General features: G+C 60.3%; 14 protein-coding genes. 12 read left to right on the top strand and 2 right to left on the bottom strand.

All coding sequences use genetic code 11. The features are described from left to right. Nucleotides 1–43 precede the first annotated feature (43 nt). From BLP65_RS12180 to BLP65_RS12135, 10 genes are all read left to right on the top strand, one after another. Entirely contained in the window at nucleotides 44–1,831 is a 1,788-nt protein-coding gene (locus BLP65_RS12180) for a thiamine pyrophosphate-requiring protein (protein WP_092997536.1), read from the top strand. A gap of 5 nt (nucleotides 1,832–1,836) precedes the next feature. Then, a complete protein-coding gene (locus tag BLP65_RS12175) occupies nucleotides 1,837–2,928 on the top strand; it encodes an enolase C-terminal domain-like protein (protein WP_092997799.1) in 1,092 nt (363 codons plus the stop codon). 12 nt (nucleotides 2,929–2,940) lie between these two features. Continuing rightward, a complete protein-coding gene (locus tag BLP65_RS12170) occupies nucleotides 2,941–5,877 on the top strand; it encodes an FAD-binding and (Fe-S)-binding domain-containing protein (RefSeq protein ID WP_092997533.1) in 2,937 nt (978 codons plus the stop codon). 16 nt (nucleotides 5,878–5,893) lie between these two features. After that, nucleotides 5,894–6,268 carry a sensory rhodopsin transducer gene (locus BLP65_RS12165; RefSeq protein WP_092997530.1) on the top strand — a complete coding sequence of 125 codons (375 nt, stop codon included), beginning with the start codon at nucleotides 5,894–5,896 and terminating at the stop codon, nucleotides 6,266–6,268. Between the two features lie 80 nt (nucleotides 6,269–6,348). Beyond that, entirely contained in the window at nucleotides 6,349–7,236 is an 888-nt protein-coding gene (locus BLP65_RS12160; RefSeq protein WP_092997527.1) for an alpha/beta hydrolase, read from the top strand. A 97-nt stretch (nucleotides 7,237–7,333) separates the two neighbouring features. Continuing rightward, nucleotides 7,334–9,148: a DNA helicase RecQ gene (gene recQ / locus BLP65_RS12155; protein ID WP_092997524.1), complete on the top strand. Its 1,815-nt coding sequence runs from the start codon at nucleotides 7,334–7,336 to the stop codon at nucleotides 9,146–9,148. Nucleotides 9,149–9,343: 195 nt separating this feature from the next. Beyond that, nucleotides 9,344–9,841, top strand: coding sequence for a GlcG/HbpS family heme-binding protein (locus BLP65_RS12150; protein WP_092997521.1), 498 nt, complete (start codon nucleotides 9,344–9,346; stop codon nucleotides 9,839–9,841). Nucleotides 9,842–10,204: 363 nt separating this feature from the next. After that, on the top strand, nucleotides 10,205–10,378 hold the full coding sequence (locus BLP65_RS12145; RefSeq protein ID WP_092997518.1) for a YqaE/Pmp3 family membrane protein: 174 nt from the start codon (nucleotides 10,205–10,207) through the stop codon (nucleotides 10,376–10,378). Beyond that, on the top strand, nucleotides 10,378–11,895 hold the full coding sequence (locus BLP65_RS12140; protein ID WP_092997515.1) for an FAD-dependent oxidoreductase: 1,518 nt from the start codon (nucleotides 10,378–10,380) through the stop codon (nucleotides 11,893–11,895). The genes BLP65_RS12145 and BLP65_RS12140 overlap by 1 nt, the downstream gene beginning before the upstream one ends. 36 nt (nucleotides 11,896–11,931) lie before the next feature. Then, nucleotides 11,932–12,525 (top strand): exopolysaccharide biosynthesis protein, encoded by a 594-nt coding sequence (locus BLP65_RS12135; RefSeq protein WP_092997512.1) that lies wholly within the window; start codon nucleotides 11,932–11,934, stop codon nucleotides 12,523–12,525. A gap of 30 nt (nucleotides 12,526–12,555) precedes the next feature. Here the strand turns inward: BLP65_RS12135 and BLP65_RS12130 are convergent, their stop codons facing one another. Both BLP65_RS12130 and BLP65_RS12125 read right to left on the bottom strand, forming a co-directional pair. Then, complete coding sequence (locus tag BLP65_RS12130; protein ID WP_092997509.1) at nucleotides 12,556–12,981, bottom strand: c-type cytochrome; 426 nt, start codon at nucleotides 12,979–12,981, stop codon at nucleotides 12,556–12,558. 39 nt (nucleotides 12,982–13,020) lie between these two features. After that, the gene (locus BLP65_RS12125) at nucleotides 13,021–13,437 is read right to left on the bottom strand and encodes a DUF4399 domain-containing protein (RefSeq protein ID WP_217631987.1); all 417 of its coding nucleotides are present in this window, start codon (nucleotides 13,435–13,437) and stop codon (nucleotides 13,021–13,023) included. Between the two features lie 155 nt (nucleotides 13,438–13,592). Here BLP65_RS12125 and BLP65_RS12120 point away from each other — a divergent pair, with 155 nt between their 5' ends. Together BLP65_RS12120 and BLP65_RS12115 are read left to right on the top strand one after the other, a co-directional pair. After that, nucleotides 13,593–14,648, top strand: a complete 1,056-nt coding sequence (locus tag BLP65_RS12120) for a DUF2235 domain-containing protein (protein ID WP_092997506.1) — start codon at nucleotides 13,593–13,595, stop codon at nucleotides 14,646–14,648. A 37-nt stretch (nucleotides 14,649–14,685) separates the two neighbouring features. Then, nucleotides 14,686–15,141: an NfeD family protein gene (locus BLP65_RS12115; RefSeq protein ID WP_092997503.1), complete on the top strand. Its 456-nt coding sequence runs from the start codon at nucleotides 14,686–14,688 to the stop codon at nucleotides 15,139–15,141. The last annotated feature ends 6 nt before the right edge of the window (nucleotides 15,142–15,147 follow it).

Genomic DNA, 15,147 nt, shown 5'->3' with positions numbered 1-15,147 from the left:
ACGCAACAAGGAGCATTCACGGATTCCCAAGGAAGGGGGTTTCATGGCAGATCAGGTCAGTGATTTTCTGCTCGAACGGCTGCATGGTTGGGGTGTTCGCCGTATCTTCGGCTATCCAGGCGATGGCATTAATGGAATCGTTGGTGCGCTGGAACGGGCAAAGGAGAAGCTGGAGTTCATCCAGGTGCGCCATGAAGAGATGGCGGCGTTCATGGCGAGTGCCCACGCCAAATTCACCGGTGAGGTCGGGGTGTGCCTTGCCACTTCCGGGCCCGGCGCAATCCATCTTCTCAACGGCCTTTATGATGCCAAGCTTGACCACCAACCGGTATTGGCGATTGTCGGCCAACAGAAAACCATGGCTCTCGGCGGGGACTATCAGCAGGAAGTCGATCTGCAGGTTCTGTTCAAAGATGTAGCCCACGAGTACATTCATACCATCATGCACCCCGCCCAGCTGCGGCATGTCGTGGACCGTGCAATGCGGATTGCCATGGCCGAGCGCCAGGTGACTGCCATTATCATCCCTGCCGATATCCAGGAGCAGTCGGCGGTTAAAAAACCGCCCCGAATGCATGGAAGTGTCCATTCCGGTATGGGTTACACCGCTCCACGCGTGGTACCCAGAACCGAGGACCTTGAACGGGCAGCGGCGGTGCTCAATGCGGGCAAGAAGGTTGCCGTGCTGATCGGTGCCGGTGCTCAGGGTGCCAGGGACGAAGTGTTACAGGTGGCAGACCTGCTGGGTGCCGGTATCGCCAAGGCTTTGCTGGGCAAGGCTGTGTTAGCGGACGACTTGCCTTTTGTGACGGGCCCGATCGGACTCCTGGGCAGCAAGCCGAGTTGGAAAATGATGAGCGATTGCGACACGCTGTTCATGATCGGTTCGAGTTTTCCCTATTCGGAATGGCTCCCCAAGGAAGGCGATGCGCGCGGAGTCCAAATCGACATCGACCCACGCAAGCTCTCCATGCGCTACCCGATGGAGGTGCCGCTGACGGGCGATACCGCCGACACCCTGCGGGCACTCATTCCGTTTCTGGAGAAAAAGAGTGATCGCTCCTGGCGTGAAAATATCGAAAAGGAGGTGGCGGACTGGTGGAAGACCCTCGAGGCGCGTGCCATGGAAAGCGCCGATCCGATCAATCCGCAACGGGTGTTCTGGGAACTCTCGGCCAAGTTGCCGGACAACTGCATCATCACCGCCGATTCCGGTTCCGCCGCCAATTGGTATGCCCGGGACCTCAAGATTCGTGATGGCATGATGGCGTCTCTATCGGGAGGCTTGGCCACTATGGGTCCGGGCGTTCCCTATGCGATTGCGGCCAAATTTGCTCACCCGGACAGGGCGGTCATCGCCGCCGTGGGCGATGGTGCGATGCAAATGAACGGCAATAGCGAGCTGATTACCGCAGCCAAGTATTACAAGCGCTGGTCGAGCCCGACGCTGGTCATCGTCGTGCTCAATAATCATGACCTAAACCAGGTGACCTGGGAGCAGCGGGTACTGGCCGGCGATCCCAAAAACCCGGCGACCCAAGATATCCCCGAGTTCGCCTATGCGGCTTACGCTGAGCTGATCGGGTTCAAGGGGATTCGGGTCGAGAAACCCGAGGAGCTTGCAGCCGCATTCGATGAGGCACTGGCGGCCGACCGGCCGGCACTGGTCGATGTGCGATGTGATCCGCAGGTCCCGCCTCTTCCTCCTCACATTCGCTTCGATCAGGCGAAGAAATACATGACCGCTATTTTGCATGGTGATCCTGAAACGGCCGGGATCATCAGGAAGTCCGCCAGGGACTTCATGGATGATGTATTCCCGCGCAAGTGAAGGCGGTGAAGGATACGGCCATTCGAAGCGTGACGGTTTCGGCTTATACGGTGCCCACCGACTCGCCCGAATCCGATGGCACGCTGGCCTGGGACAAGACCACACTGGTTCTGGTGGAGTTGGAGGCTGGCGGCCGGGTCGGCATCGGTTACACCTATAGCGGAGTCGCTACCGCGCGATTGCTGCAGGACAAGCTGATCCCATTACTGGAAGGGGTCGATGCCCTGGCCATTGCGGCACGATGGTGGGAGATGCAGGTGGTGGTTCGCAATCTCGGCAGGTTCGGCCTGGCGGCAGCAGCGATCAGCGCTGTGGATACCGCACTCTGGGACCTTAAGGGGAAACTGCTTGAGCTCCCACTGGTGACACTGCTCGGCCAGTATCACGCGGACATGATGATCTACGGCAGCGGCGGGTTCACAGCCTACACCCACCGAGAACTGTCCAGTCAATTGGGCGGATGGGCAGAACAGGGGTTGCTCGCAGTCAAGATGAAGGTGGGAAGGGAGCCGCACCGGGATGCTGAAAGGGTAGGTTGCGCTCGCGATGCGATTGGGTCCGGCGTCCAGCTCTTCGTCGATGCCAATGGAGCCTATGCCCGTAAACAGGCGCTGGAAAAAGCCGAGGTCTTTTCCGCTCACGGCGTCAATTGGTTTGAAGAGCCGGTCTCGTCGGATGACCTTGAAGGACTGCGGATGGTTCGCGATCGCGCGCCGTCGGGACTGGAAGTCAGTGCCGGTGAATACGGCTACGTCCCGGTCGATTTCCGTCGTATGCTGGAGTCCGGGTCGGTGGATGTGCTTCAGGTAGATGCCACGCGCTGCATGGGCATTAGCGGGTTCCTTCGGGTGACAGCGCTCAGCGATGCCTTTCATATTCCCCTCTCAACCCACACCGCACCAGCCCTGCATTTGCATCCGGCCTGCGCCACCCGCGGCGTCCGACACATGGAATGGTTTCACGACCATGTGCGAATCGAGCGCATGCTGTTCGACGGTTTTGTGGAGCCCGCGAGGGGAAGGCTGCGGCCCGATCGGTCACGGCCCGGCTTGGGATTGACGTTTCGTCACAGGGATGCGGAACGTTTCGCGGTCTGATTAGGAGAAGAGATGGAAGCTCAACATCGGACCGTCATTGATGACCTCAACGTCGAAGGGCTAATCACTGCACTTCGCAGCACGGTTTCCGGCGATGTCAAGTTCGATGCAGGGAGCCGCGCCCTCTATGCCACCGATGGCTCCAATTACCGACAACCACCTATCGGATTGGTGATCCCGAAAAGCGCGGACGATGTGGTTGCAACGATTGCCGCCTGCCGCCGCTACCGAGTACCTCTGTTGAACCGCGGCTGCGGTACCTCTTTGGCCGGACAGTGCTGTAATGCTGCGGTGGTGATGGACCTTTCGATCCATCTGAACCACATACTGGAGATCAATCCCGAGGAAAAGTGGGCGCGGGTAGAGCCCGGCGTCATTCTCGACAACCTGCGCGAAGCCGCCGAAGAATACCAGCTCACCTTTGCACCGGACCCTGCCACTCATACGCACAACACCCTCGGTGGAATGATCGGTGACAACTCCTGCGGCGTGCATTCGATGATGGGGGGGCGAACGGCCGACAACGTTATCGAACTGGATATCGTTACCTACGATGGTCTGCGCATGACGGTCGGTGCTACTTCGGACGAAGAGTTGGAAGCCATTATCGCGGAGGGAAAAAGGCGCGGCAGGATCTATCAGGAACTCAAGCAGCTGGTGGATCAGCATGCGGAGGAGATCCGCAGGCGCTATCCCGATATTCCCCGACGTGTATCGGGACACAGCCTTGACGAATTACTCCCCGAAAAGGGATTCAATATCGCCCGCGCCCTGGTGGGTACGGAGTCCACCTGTGTCACCGTTCTGGAGGCCAAGGTCCGGCTGGTAGACAGCCCGCCGTACCGGACACTGCTGGTGCTCGGTTATCCCGATGTCTACGCCGCCGGTGACCATGTCCCTGAAATTCGTCAATTTGGACCGCTGGGTATCGAGGGTCTGGACGCTGGGCTGATCCGGGATATGTGGCGCTCCAATCTGCATTTGGGGTCCATTCCCTATCTGCCTCAAGGGCGTGGCTGGCTCCTGTGCGAGTTTGGCGGCTGGACAAAAGAGGAGGCGATAGGCACGGCCGAGCGGGCCAAAAAGACGCTGGAAAGCTCCAGCCATTCCCCGGAAATGTATCTCTACACCGATCGTGAAGAGCAGAACCGGGTGTGGGAAATCCGCGAATCGGGACTGGGAGCCACCGCACATGTGCCGGGAAAAAAAGACACCTGGCCCGGCTGGGAGGACTCCGCGGTACCGCCCGAGCACGTTGGGGACTATTTGCGAGCGCTGCGTTATTTGTTCGACAAGTATGGGTACGAATGTGACCTGTACGGTCACTTCGGTCAGGGCTGTATCCACACCCGCATCGACTTCGACCTGCGTTCCCGCCAAGGCATCGAACAGTATCGCAAGTTTGCCGAGGAGGCCGCCGACCTGGTGGTCAGCATGGGCGGTTCATTCTCCGGTGAACATGGCGATGGTCAGGCCAGGGGAGAGCTTTTGCCCCGTATGTTCGGTGAGGAGTTGGTTGAGGCGATGCGCCGTTTCAAACGTATCTGGGACCCCACCTGGAAGATGAATCCCGGTAAGGTGATCGATCCCTATCGGATGGATGAAAACCTGCGTCTTGGCACCGACTACAACCCGCCCCACCTGAAAACCGAGTTTCAACTACCGGAGGACAGAGGCGATTTCGCCAACTTTGCACTGCGCTGTGTGGGGGTCGGAAAATGCCGGCGGGAGAAGGGCGGTACCATGTGTCCGAGTTTCATGGTCACCCGTGAAGAGAAACACTCGACCCGTGGTCGCGCCCGGCTGCTGTTCGAGATGGTGAGAGGCGATGTGATCACCAATGGCTGGCGTGAAGAGACGGTAAAAGATGCGCTTGAACTCTGTCTCGCCTGCAAAGGCTGCAAGGGGGAGTGCCCTGTCAATGTGGATATGGCCACCTATAAAGGTGAATTCAATTACCACTACTACAAGCTTCGTCCGAGGCCGCTGAAGCATTATGCCTTCGGTCACCTGGACATCTGGTCGCACTGGGCCTCCAAATCCCCCGCAATCGTCAATGTCCTGATGCATTCAGCCCCGTTGAGTGGATTGGCGAAATGGATGATCGGGATTGCACCACAACGCCAACTCCCCCGTTTTGCGCACCAGACCTTTCAGGCCTGGTTTGCAAAACATGAAACGCCGAACCCGATCGGCCTTCCGGTTCTGCTCTGGCCCGATACTTTCAACAACTACTGGTTTCCCGAGATCCTGAAGTCGGCGGTCCAGGTCCTGGAGGCGGGCGGCTATCGGGTCATGGTACCGGAGAAGAAGGTCTGCTGCGGTCGGCCCCTGTATGACATCGGGATGCTGCCCCGGGCCAAGCGGCTGCTGAAGCGCAACCTTCGCCTGCTTCACAACGAGATCACGGACGGTGTTCCCTTTATCGCCCTGGAACCGGCTTGCGGTGCCACCTTCATCGACGAGCTCGTGAATCTGTTTCCCGACGAGCCGCAGGCCCAGCGTCTGGCCAGGCAAACCTATTCCTTCGCCGCCTTCGTGCAGGAAAATTCCGAACGCTTTGAGCTGCCGTCACTGGATAGCGAAGCGCTGCTGCACCTGCACTGCAACCATAAAGCCCTCCAGTCGACGGAGCCAGACGTGGCGTTGCTGAAAGCCATGGGGATCCGCGCATCGATGCCAACCACCGGGTGCTGTGGAATGGCGGGCTCGTTCGGTTTTGAAAGGGATAAATACGATCTGTCCGTCGCTTGTGGGGAAAGGGTGCTGCTGCCCGAAGTGAGAAACTCCCGCGACCGCCTGGTCATCACCGACGGCTATTCCTGCCGGGAGCAGATCCGCCAGGCCACCGGACGCCGCGCCCTGCATATCGCCGAGGTGGCGCAGATGGCGTTGCAAAAAGGTATTTCCGGAACGGCTTCGAGCAAGTCCCCGGAACCGTTCGAGTAAACCAGGAGGATCCGTAATGAAACCGATCGGAAAACGGCGCTGGGCAATCGCCGAGGGTTATATACCCGGTAGCAGCACCGGTCCGGCACCGGCCATGACTTCGCACGAAACCGCATGCATCCTCAACGCAGGCGACGATGAGGCGAATATCGTGATAACCATCTTCTTCAGCGACCGAGCACCCGCCGGTCCCTATCGGTTTGTCGTGCCGCCCCGGTGTACCCGGCATATTCGTTTCAACAATCTCGACGACCCGGAGCCGATTCCCACCGACACCGACTATGCCAGTGTGATCGAATCGGATGTACCCATCGTCGTTCAACACACCCGACTCGACTCCCGACAGGCGGAGCTGGCACTGCTCTCGACGATGGCCTACGGCAGTGATTGAGCCGGTGCCGGCGTTTGCGGAAACTGCCCCGGGGTGAGACTCTCCTCCGGTAGACATCCACCGGTATTTCAAACTGAACCATGCTGTTCTGGCCCTATATCTTCATTGCACTGTTGATAGGTGCTTCGATCTGGGCGGCACCGCGGGTGGTGCGGCGGGCCTTCCGGGTTCCCCGCCACCGGGAACGCGGAACGCCCGCCGATCGGGATCTCTCCTTCGAAACCGTCGAATTCCCTACCGAACGGGGCAAGCGTCTCTTCGGTTGGTTTATTCCTCCACGGGACGAGGGGCCGCAGCCCGTCATGGCGGTGGTGCACGGCTGGGGCGGCAACGCCGAATTCATGCTGCCGCTGGCTCCCATGCTCCACGAGGCGGGCTGGGGTCTCCTGCTGTTCGATGCGCGCTGCCATGGCAACAGTGATGATGACGATTTTGCCTCGATGCCGCGTTTCGCCGAAGATCTGGAGAACGCGGTCGAGTGGCTCAAGACCCGTCCCGAGGTCGATAGCGTGGGTATCGGCCTGCTGGGTCATTCGGTCGGGGCGGCTGCCAGCCTGCTGCTGGCCTCCCGTCGCGACGATATCACCGCGGTAGTCAGTGTGGCCGCCTTCGCGCATCCGGCGGAAGTGATGCGGCAGATGATGGCAGCCAAACACATTCCGTATTGGCCGGTGGGTCGCTGGGTTCTGCGTTACGTCGAAAAGGCGATCGGGGCAGGCTTTGAAGCTATTGCCCCGCGCAACACGATTACCCGGGTGAGGTGTCCCGTACTGCTCGTTCATGGGGACAGGGACCGTACGGTTCCGGTTGGCGATGTCCATGAGCTGCATGCCCGCGGTGGCACACATGTCGAACTGCTGGTGGTCCCGGGTGCGAACCACTTCTCCATCGATCGGATGCTGGCACACCGCAGTGTGCTGGTGGATTTCCTCAGGAGCACCGCCCCGAAGGGGGACAGCAGTGGTTGACCATCCGGGGTATCGAACGATGCCTGTGCGGCCTGACTAACACCGAAGGGCCCTGTTCCTTGCCTCGGGCACACCAGACCGGCAGAATGCGGAGGCAATGGACCTGCGCAAAATCCTTCACTCCGTATTCGGTTATGAGACCTTCCGGCCACCCCAGGATGAGGTGATGGCCTCCGTGGTCCAGGGACAGGACGTGCTCGTCCTGATGCCGACAGGGGGTGGCAAATCACTTTGCTATCAGATCCCCGCCATTGCCCGCCGTGGCGTCGGAGTGGTGATCTCGCCGCTGATAGCCCTGATGGAAGACCAGGTGACCGCTCTGCGCCAGGCGGGCGTCAAGGCGGCGTTCCTCAATTCCACTCTCGACCGCGCCGAGGCGGACCACGTCGAGGAGCAGCTCCTGCGGGGCGACCTGGACCTGCTCTACGTGGCCCCCGAACGGTTGATGACCGCTCGCTTTCTATCCCTGCTGGAGCGGGCCAGCGTAGCGCTGTTCGCCATTGATGAGGCGCATTGCGTCTCCCAGTGGGGGCACGACTTTCGACCCGAATACATCCAGCTCGCCATACTGGCCGAGCGCTTTCCCGGCATCCCGCGTATCGCCCTGACCGCTACCGCCGATGAGATCACCCGCCGCGAGATCATCGAGCGGCTTCGACTCGGTAATGCACGGGTCTTCATCAGCAGCTTCGACCGGCCCAATATCCACTACCGGCTGGCACAGCGGCGCAGTCCCCGCGAACAGCTGCTCCGCTTCATCCGTGAGGAGCATCCGGGTGAGGCCGGCATTGTCTACTGCATGACCCGAAAACGGGTAGAGGCCACCGCCGAATGGCTGGCGGAGCAGGGCGTCACGGCGCTTCCCTATCACGCCGGCCTGCCCGCCGAGACCCGCCAGTCCAATCAGGCGCGCTTCCGCAACGAGGAGGGCGTGGTGGTGGTGGCGACCATCGCCTTCGGCATGGGGATCGACAAACCCGATGTGCGTTTCGTGGCTCACCTCAATCTGCCCAAAAGCCTGGAGGCCTACTATCAGGAAACCGGCCGGGCAGGGCGCGACGGACTCCCCGCCGATGCCTGGATGGTCTACGGACTGGACGATGTCATTACCCTGCGCCAGATGCTGGAGAGCTCCGAGACGGATGACGCTCACAAGCGCGTCGAGCGCCACAAACTGGAGGCGATGCTCGCCTTCTGCGAACAGACCGACTGCCGCCGTCGTTCCCTGCTTGGTTATTTCGGTGAACAGCGGGATGAGCCTTGCGGTAACTGCGACAGCTGCCTGGAGCCGCCCGAAACCTGGGATGCCACCGTGCCGGCCCAGAAGGCCCTTTCGGTGATACATCGGACGGAACAGCGCTTCGGTGTCAATTACCTCATCGATGTGCTGCTCGGCAAGGAGGATGAGCGTATTCGTCGCTTCGGCCATGACAGGCAGAGCACCTTCGGCATCGGGTCGGAACTGACCGGTACGGAATGGCGCGGCCTGTTTCGTCAGCTTATTGCCAGGGGCTACATCGCCGTGGATGTTCAGGGCCACGGTAGCCTGCAGCTCACCGAAAACTGCCGTCCGGTGTTGCGTGGCGAGGAGAAACTTCTGCTCCGCAAGGAGCGCAAGCCCACCCGAAAGCGTTCGCGAACCGAAAAGCCCGCCACCCGCTTTACCGACGAGTCGGACCGCCGCCTGTGGGCCGCGCTGCGCGAGCGGCGTCGCGAACTGGCTGCAGAGCAGGGCGTGCCACCCTACGTGGTCTTTCATGATGCCACGCTGGTGGAAATGGTCACGGAGCGACCCACCGATCGCAAGGAACTGTTTGAAATCCAGGGCGTCGGCGAGAAGAAAATCGAGGCGTATGGGGAGGCATTTCTCAAGGTGATTCGGCAGCACCTTGCCGCCGAAATCGACACCTGACTTCAAGAATGGTAACTGTTCACTCCCTCGTCATTCCCGCGGAGGCGGGAATCCAGAGAGCAGCGGCATGGCTCAAAATGGATCCCCGCCTGCGCGGGGATGATGGTTGGCCTGCGCGGGGATGACGAATCTCCTATGCCGCACATGATCAACCGGGCGAGCAGTTACAAGAATGGAACGTAAGAGGAGGACCCCATGAAGTACATGCACCTCTTAATGCTGGTCCCGTCGCTGATGTTTCTTTCCGCACCAGTGGCGGCGGATGACATCATCCAGGTACGGCGACTCTCCATGGAAATGGCCCACGATATCGCCCGGGGTGCCGTCGAAGCCTGCCGCGACGAGGGCTATCAGGTGACCGCCGTGGTGGTGGATCGCGATGGCTTCGAACAGATGGTCATGCGCGACACCCTGGCCCCGCGCTTTACCCTGCAAATCGCCCGGGACAAGGCGAATGCCGTCATTCTCTCCGGCGTGGATTCCAGCACCTTTCGCTACAACCGGCAGGATATCCGTGAAGAGATGAATCACGTGGATGGCATCCTGGTTCTCGAAGGGGGTGTTCCGATCCGGGCGGCCGGTTCTCTGGTCGGGGCGGTCGGCATCAGCGGCGCCCCCGGTGGGGACAAGGATGCCGTCTGTGCCAAAGCCGGTGTCGCTGAGGTGCAGGAGCGCCTGGACTTCGCTGACTGACCAACTGCTTTGCTGCTCGCCCGTTCGGGTCCCATGTCCGTCGCATTCCATGCGGGGAAATAGTGTGACACTCAAAGCCCCGCTAATGGGCCAAGGCAAGGCGGCTGCGCAGGGAATGGCGAGCCGCATGCCTGTAGGTCGGTCTTCAGGTCGTCAGCAACGCCGGACTAGTCCATTAGCGCCGCTCCCTTCAGGCCGGCTTCCACAAGCACCCTCGGCTGCGTTGCAGTCGCTTGAATTGGCTACGCGGCCAGTCCTGCGCTCCTGCGCCTTGCCGAGGGCGCTTGTGAGACCGGCTGAGCGTTACTATTTTCCGCATGGACCACTAGACTCGAAGAAATACAGGGAAAGGAGAAATTGCATATGGCTGTGACCGTTGGTGATCCGTTCAAGATCCTGTTTGCGGTGCTTCTGCCGCCCCTTGGCGTTTTCCTGGAAGTCGGGTTGACGAAGCATTTCTGGCTGAATGTGGTGCTGACCATTCTGGGTTACCTTCCCGGTATCGTTCATGCCCTCTATATCATCCTGAAGCGTTAATGGTGGACACTGTGGCGACGGAAGAGGAGCAGCCTTACTGGACGGCCGGGGCGCCATCGGAAATTTATGCCCCCTTACCCGGGCTCACCCGATGCGAAGTGGCCATCATTGGTGGCGGCATCGTCGGACTGACGGTGGCGGAGCGCCTGAAAAAGGCCGGGCGCCATGTCGTCCTGGTAGAAAACGGACGCGTGGGTGCGCAGGTGACGGGTCGCTCCACAGCCAAGGTGACGGCACTGCACGGGCTCGTCTATGACGATCTCATCCAGAAGCACGGGTTCGATGCCGCCAGCGAGTATGCCGATGCCAGCCGGGGCGCGATCCGGTATGTGGAAGAGCGGACCCACGAGTTCAGTATCGATTGCGATCTGACCCGTTCGGCGGCTTACACGATCAGTGAAAAGGGTGCGCAGCGTGAGGCCATCGACCGGGAGGTCGATGCGATGCAACGGCTGGGACTTCCGGTGGAGAGGGTCACTGAAGCGAACTCCCCGATCGCGTTTGACAGCGGCGTGGTGCTGCCCGATCAATTTCAGTTTCAGCCGTACCGCTATGTGGTCGGTTTGGCCCGGGCGGTTCACGGCGACAGTACCCTCCTGCACGAAGGAACCCGCGCCTACTCGATTCGCGCCGGTTCGCCGAACGAGGTGGTTACCGACCACGGGATGATCAAGGCCGACCACGTCGTGATCGCCACCAACCTGCCGTTCATGGACCGGGGACTCTTTTTTGCCAAGGCTTCCCCCCGCCAGCACGTGGTTCTTGCAGCACGGCTTCCGGACGAGAGTGCTCTGGAGGGCATGTTTCTCAATGTCGACGAACCCCGCTACTCCTTCCGTCGCCACCAAAGTCCGGAGGGGCCGGTGCTCATCCTCACCGGTGCGGGTAGCCGTCCCGGCCACCATTCTGCCTCGCAACGGCTCTCCGATCTAAAACGTCTGGCGGCGGAGCGCTTCGGGACGACGGAGGTGCTTGGCTGGTGGTTCAATGAAGACTATGACTCGGTGGACCGTCTTCCCTATGTGGGTCCCCTGACTCCGGTGACGCCCGGGATCCTGGTGGCCACCGGGTTTTCCGCCTGGGGACTGACCAATGGCACCGCCTCTGCACAGATGCTGGCAAGGCATATCCTGGGCGAGGCGGACGTAACGAAAACGCCGTTTTCATCCGGCCGCTGGAATCTTCGATCGGCAGGGAGAAAGTTGCTGGACATAAATCTTCATGTGGGACGTGAATTTGTCGAGGATCGGGGCAAGGCGCTGGCTTCATGGGATGCGAGCACCCTTGCCGCAGGGGAGGGGGGTATCTGTCGTCGACACGGCCGTTCGGTCGCTGCCTACCGCGACAGTGAGGGCGAGTTGCATCTCCTGTCACCACGCTGTACCCACCTGAACTGTTACGTCTCCTGGAATGGCGAGGCGCGCACCTGGGAGTGTCCCTGCCACGGTTCGGTTTTTGCCCATGACGGGCGAATGATCCACGGCCCGGCGGTACGGGACATGAAACGCCTGGATTAACAGTCCGAAGGTGGTGGCGAACGGGTTGGGGTCTCCATGGAAGGTGAACAGCAGCCGCAGAATCTGGAGCAATTGCTGGACAGTATCGAGCAGACGACCAGCGATCGCGACCAGATTACCCTTGAGAAAGTCCTGGAGGCGGTGGGGCGGCGCTCGTTTGGGCCCATTCTGCTCGTTGCGGGTCTGGTAACGGTGGCGCCATTAGTGGGCGATATCCCGGGTGTACCCACCCTGATGGGGCTGCTTGTGCTTCTGACCGGCGGTCAACTGGTACTGCAACGGGACCATTTCTGGCTCCCGCACTGGATGCTGAAGCGGACCATCAGGCGCGACTCCCTGTGCAGGATTCTGGGCTGGTTGCGACCGGTGGCACGGTTTATGGATCGCTGGTCTCGACCGAGGCTAACCAAACTGACGCGGGGCCCTGGCGCCTACCTCGTGGCACTCGCCTGCGTCATCATCGCCATCGGCATGCCGCCTATGGAAGTGGTGCCCTTCAGCGCCAACGGAGCCGGCGCTGCATTGACCGCTTTCGGGCTGGGTCTGGTTGCCCATGATGGCGTCCTGGTGCTGATTGCGCTTGCCGTATGGCTGGCGACCCTCGGTTCGATTATCTACAACCTCATCTGAACCCGAACAGGGTACCGGATCACCGGTAGGTCACTGCGCGGCCACATCCCCGGTATCATCGAGCAAACCGGCCTCCCGCTGAGCCTGTCGGATGAACGTCACGATGTCCCGCGCCTGGTCCCGGTCAATCACCGGTACCGGTGGCATGTCGCCGAAGTTCCAGTGGTGCTGGACAACACCATCCCTGATGGCCATGTAAAATGCCAGGTCCGCGTGGTGATCGGGACGGTAATAGGGGTGAATCAGGGGCGGCCCCTCTTGCGTTCCTTTCAAATCGGCGCCGTGGCACTGAATACATTCAGCCTCGAACAGCTGCGCTCCCGCTCCAGGATCCCCGGCGCCCGATTCCAGTGGCATGGCCGCTGAATCCCGACGGGACTCGGCATCCGGCGCCATCCAGTCCAGCACGGCCAGGGACGCAAGCAGTGCAACTACCAGTACAAGTGCAATACGCATGTTCAAACGCCGTTCAGGTTGCAGGTATGCTCGTAAGATTCAATCCGTTACCGTGATGCGGATGCGGTCGGAAAGCAGCGGCGGATAGAAGCTCTCGTGCTCTTCGTCACCGAGCAGCAGTTGCAGGGAGTGCTCGCCCGGAGCCAGGTCGATTTCCGCCGTCTGCTCGCCTCCATCGAAGTGCAAATGATGCTCATCTGCCGGGACTGGTCCCTCAAGCGGAGGGTCATCGACATCAATCAACAGGTGATGGTGGCCGGCTTTGTGCTTGTTCTCGCCCACGGGCGCTACGCCAAACCCTTCGACAGACATCCGTACTCTGACCGGATTGGACAAAACGGCTCCATCCTTGGGCTCCAGGAAACGGATTTCGGCGCCCTCCGGCACCTCATGTGCCCAACCGGTGGCAACCAGCAGGCCGGTGCCGAACAGTAGAAGCAGTACCTTTCCCGTCACAGCAGTTCCCCGTTGTCCATACACACCATTCACTCTACATACCTTAATGTCATAGTCAAGAATAGTCGCTAGACCGTCGATTGACCCGACTCCAGCGGTTTGGGATAGTTCCGGTTAGGAAATTTGGTCTGGCTTTTTGCAGGGACAATGGACAGATGAAACGGATAGCCGTATTCGCCGACGGAACCTGGAACTCACCGGAACATGGAGGCGCAACCAATCCACTACTGATGGCCAGGGCGGTCAGGCCGGATGCCGGCGGCGTTAAACAGGTAACGTTCTATGACTGGGGCGTCGGCACTGATCGAAGGCTGATTGCCGGGGGACTCTCGGGCGAGGGTGTCGACAAGAACATCATGGACTGTTACCGGTTCCTCGTACACAACTATGAGCGCGGGGATCGACTCTACTTTTTCGGGTTCAGCCGCGGCGCGTACACCGTCCGTTCACTGGCGGGATTCATTCGTAACTGCGGCCTGCTGCGACGCCAATACGCGGGGCAAATACCTGCCGCCTACCGCCTCTACCGAAGCCGTTCCGGAAACAGCAGACCCAGCGCCCCCAAGTGCGTCGCATTTCGGCAGAAGTATGCAGTAGCGGACATCACCCCCATCGAGTTCGTCGGTGTATTCGACACAGTGGGCTCCTTCGGCGTGCCACTGCCGTTCTGGGGCACGCTGGGAGACCGCGACTATCTGTTTCACGATACCGAGCCCAGCAAGATCATCCGGCATGCCCGGCACGCAGTGGCCATCGATGAAAATCGCGGGGACTTTGAACCCACCCTCTGGGATCAAAGGTCCGGGCTCGACATTCGGCAGGTCTGGTTCGCCGGCACCCACTCCGACATCGGCGGTGGCTACAAAGAGCCGGGGCTGAGCCACTGCGCCGGGCACTGGATGCTTCACGAAGCCACCGCCTTTGGACTGCAATTCGAATCCCACCTGAACGACTCCCTGGTACCGGACCCTCTGGACAAGCTTCACAACGAACGCAAAGGGCTCTACCTGATGCGGGCCGAAGCCATCCGTCAGATCAGCGGCCCACTGCATGTATCGGCCAGGCAGCGTTGGGACGCCGATGCCCGGGACTATCGTCAAAAAAGCAAGGCATTGAAGCGGCTACTGGAGGCGAAGGAGCACGATTGGTCGCAGATTGAATTGGTGAGGACCGGGATCGGAAGAGTAGAATCGCCCGTAGTGCCTGTTTAGAAGAAGTGTGAAATTTGGCTAAAGGGGTTCAATCAACATGAGTGCCGCCACTGTCTGGATCATCGCCGGCATTGTTCTGATACTGTCCGAACTGCTCGCTACCAGCATCATCGCCGTTTTCATCGGCATCGGGGCGATTACCGTCGGAGTATTGCTGCAGCTGGGATGGATTGAGTCGCTGGCCTCGCAACTGACGGTTTTCGGGCTGGTGAGTATCATCAGCCTGGTGCTGGCGCGAAGGCAAATGAAGGGCTGGTTCGGTGGGTTCAGTACCGACCAGGGTGAAGCCCGGAGCCGGTTTCAAAGGGATATTGGTGAACGGGTGACCGTGCAGGATGACTTCGTCCACGGAGCGGGCCGTGTTGTGCTGAACGGCGTTGCCTGGGATGCCGTCTCCGAAGACGAACTGAAAGCGGGTGACGTCGCCTGGGTGGTGTCCAATGAAGGTATTCGCCTGACCGTATCATCACAACGGCCCCGAACGAAGCAGTAATTCCGC

The organism is Thiohalomonas denitrificans, from assembly GCF_900102855.1.
In the GTDB taxonomy this organism is placed as follows: Bacteria; Pseudomonadota; Gammaproteobacteria; order Thiohalomonadales; family Thiohalomonadaceae; genus Thiohalomonas; species Thiohalomonas denitrificans.
Note: the sequence above shows the minus strand (reverse complement) of the source record. Positions and strands in the feature narration are given on the sequence as shown.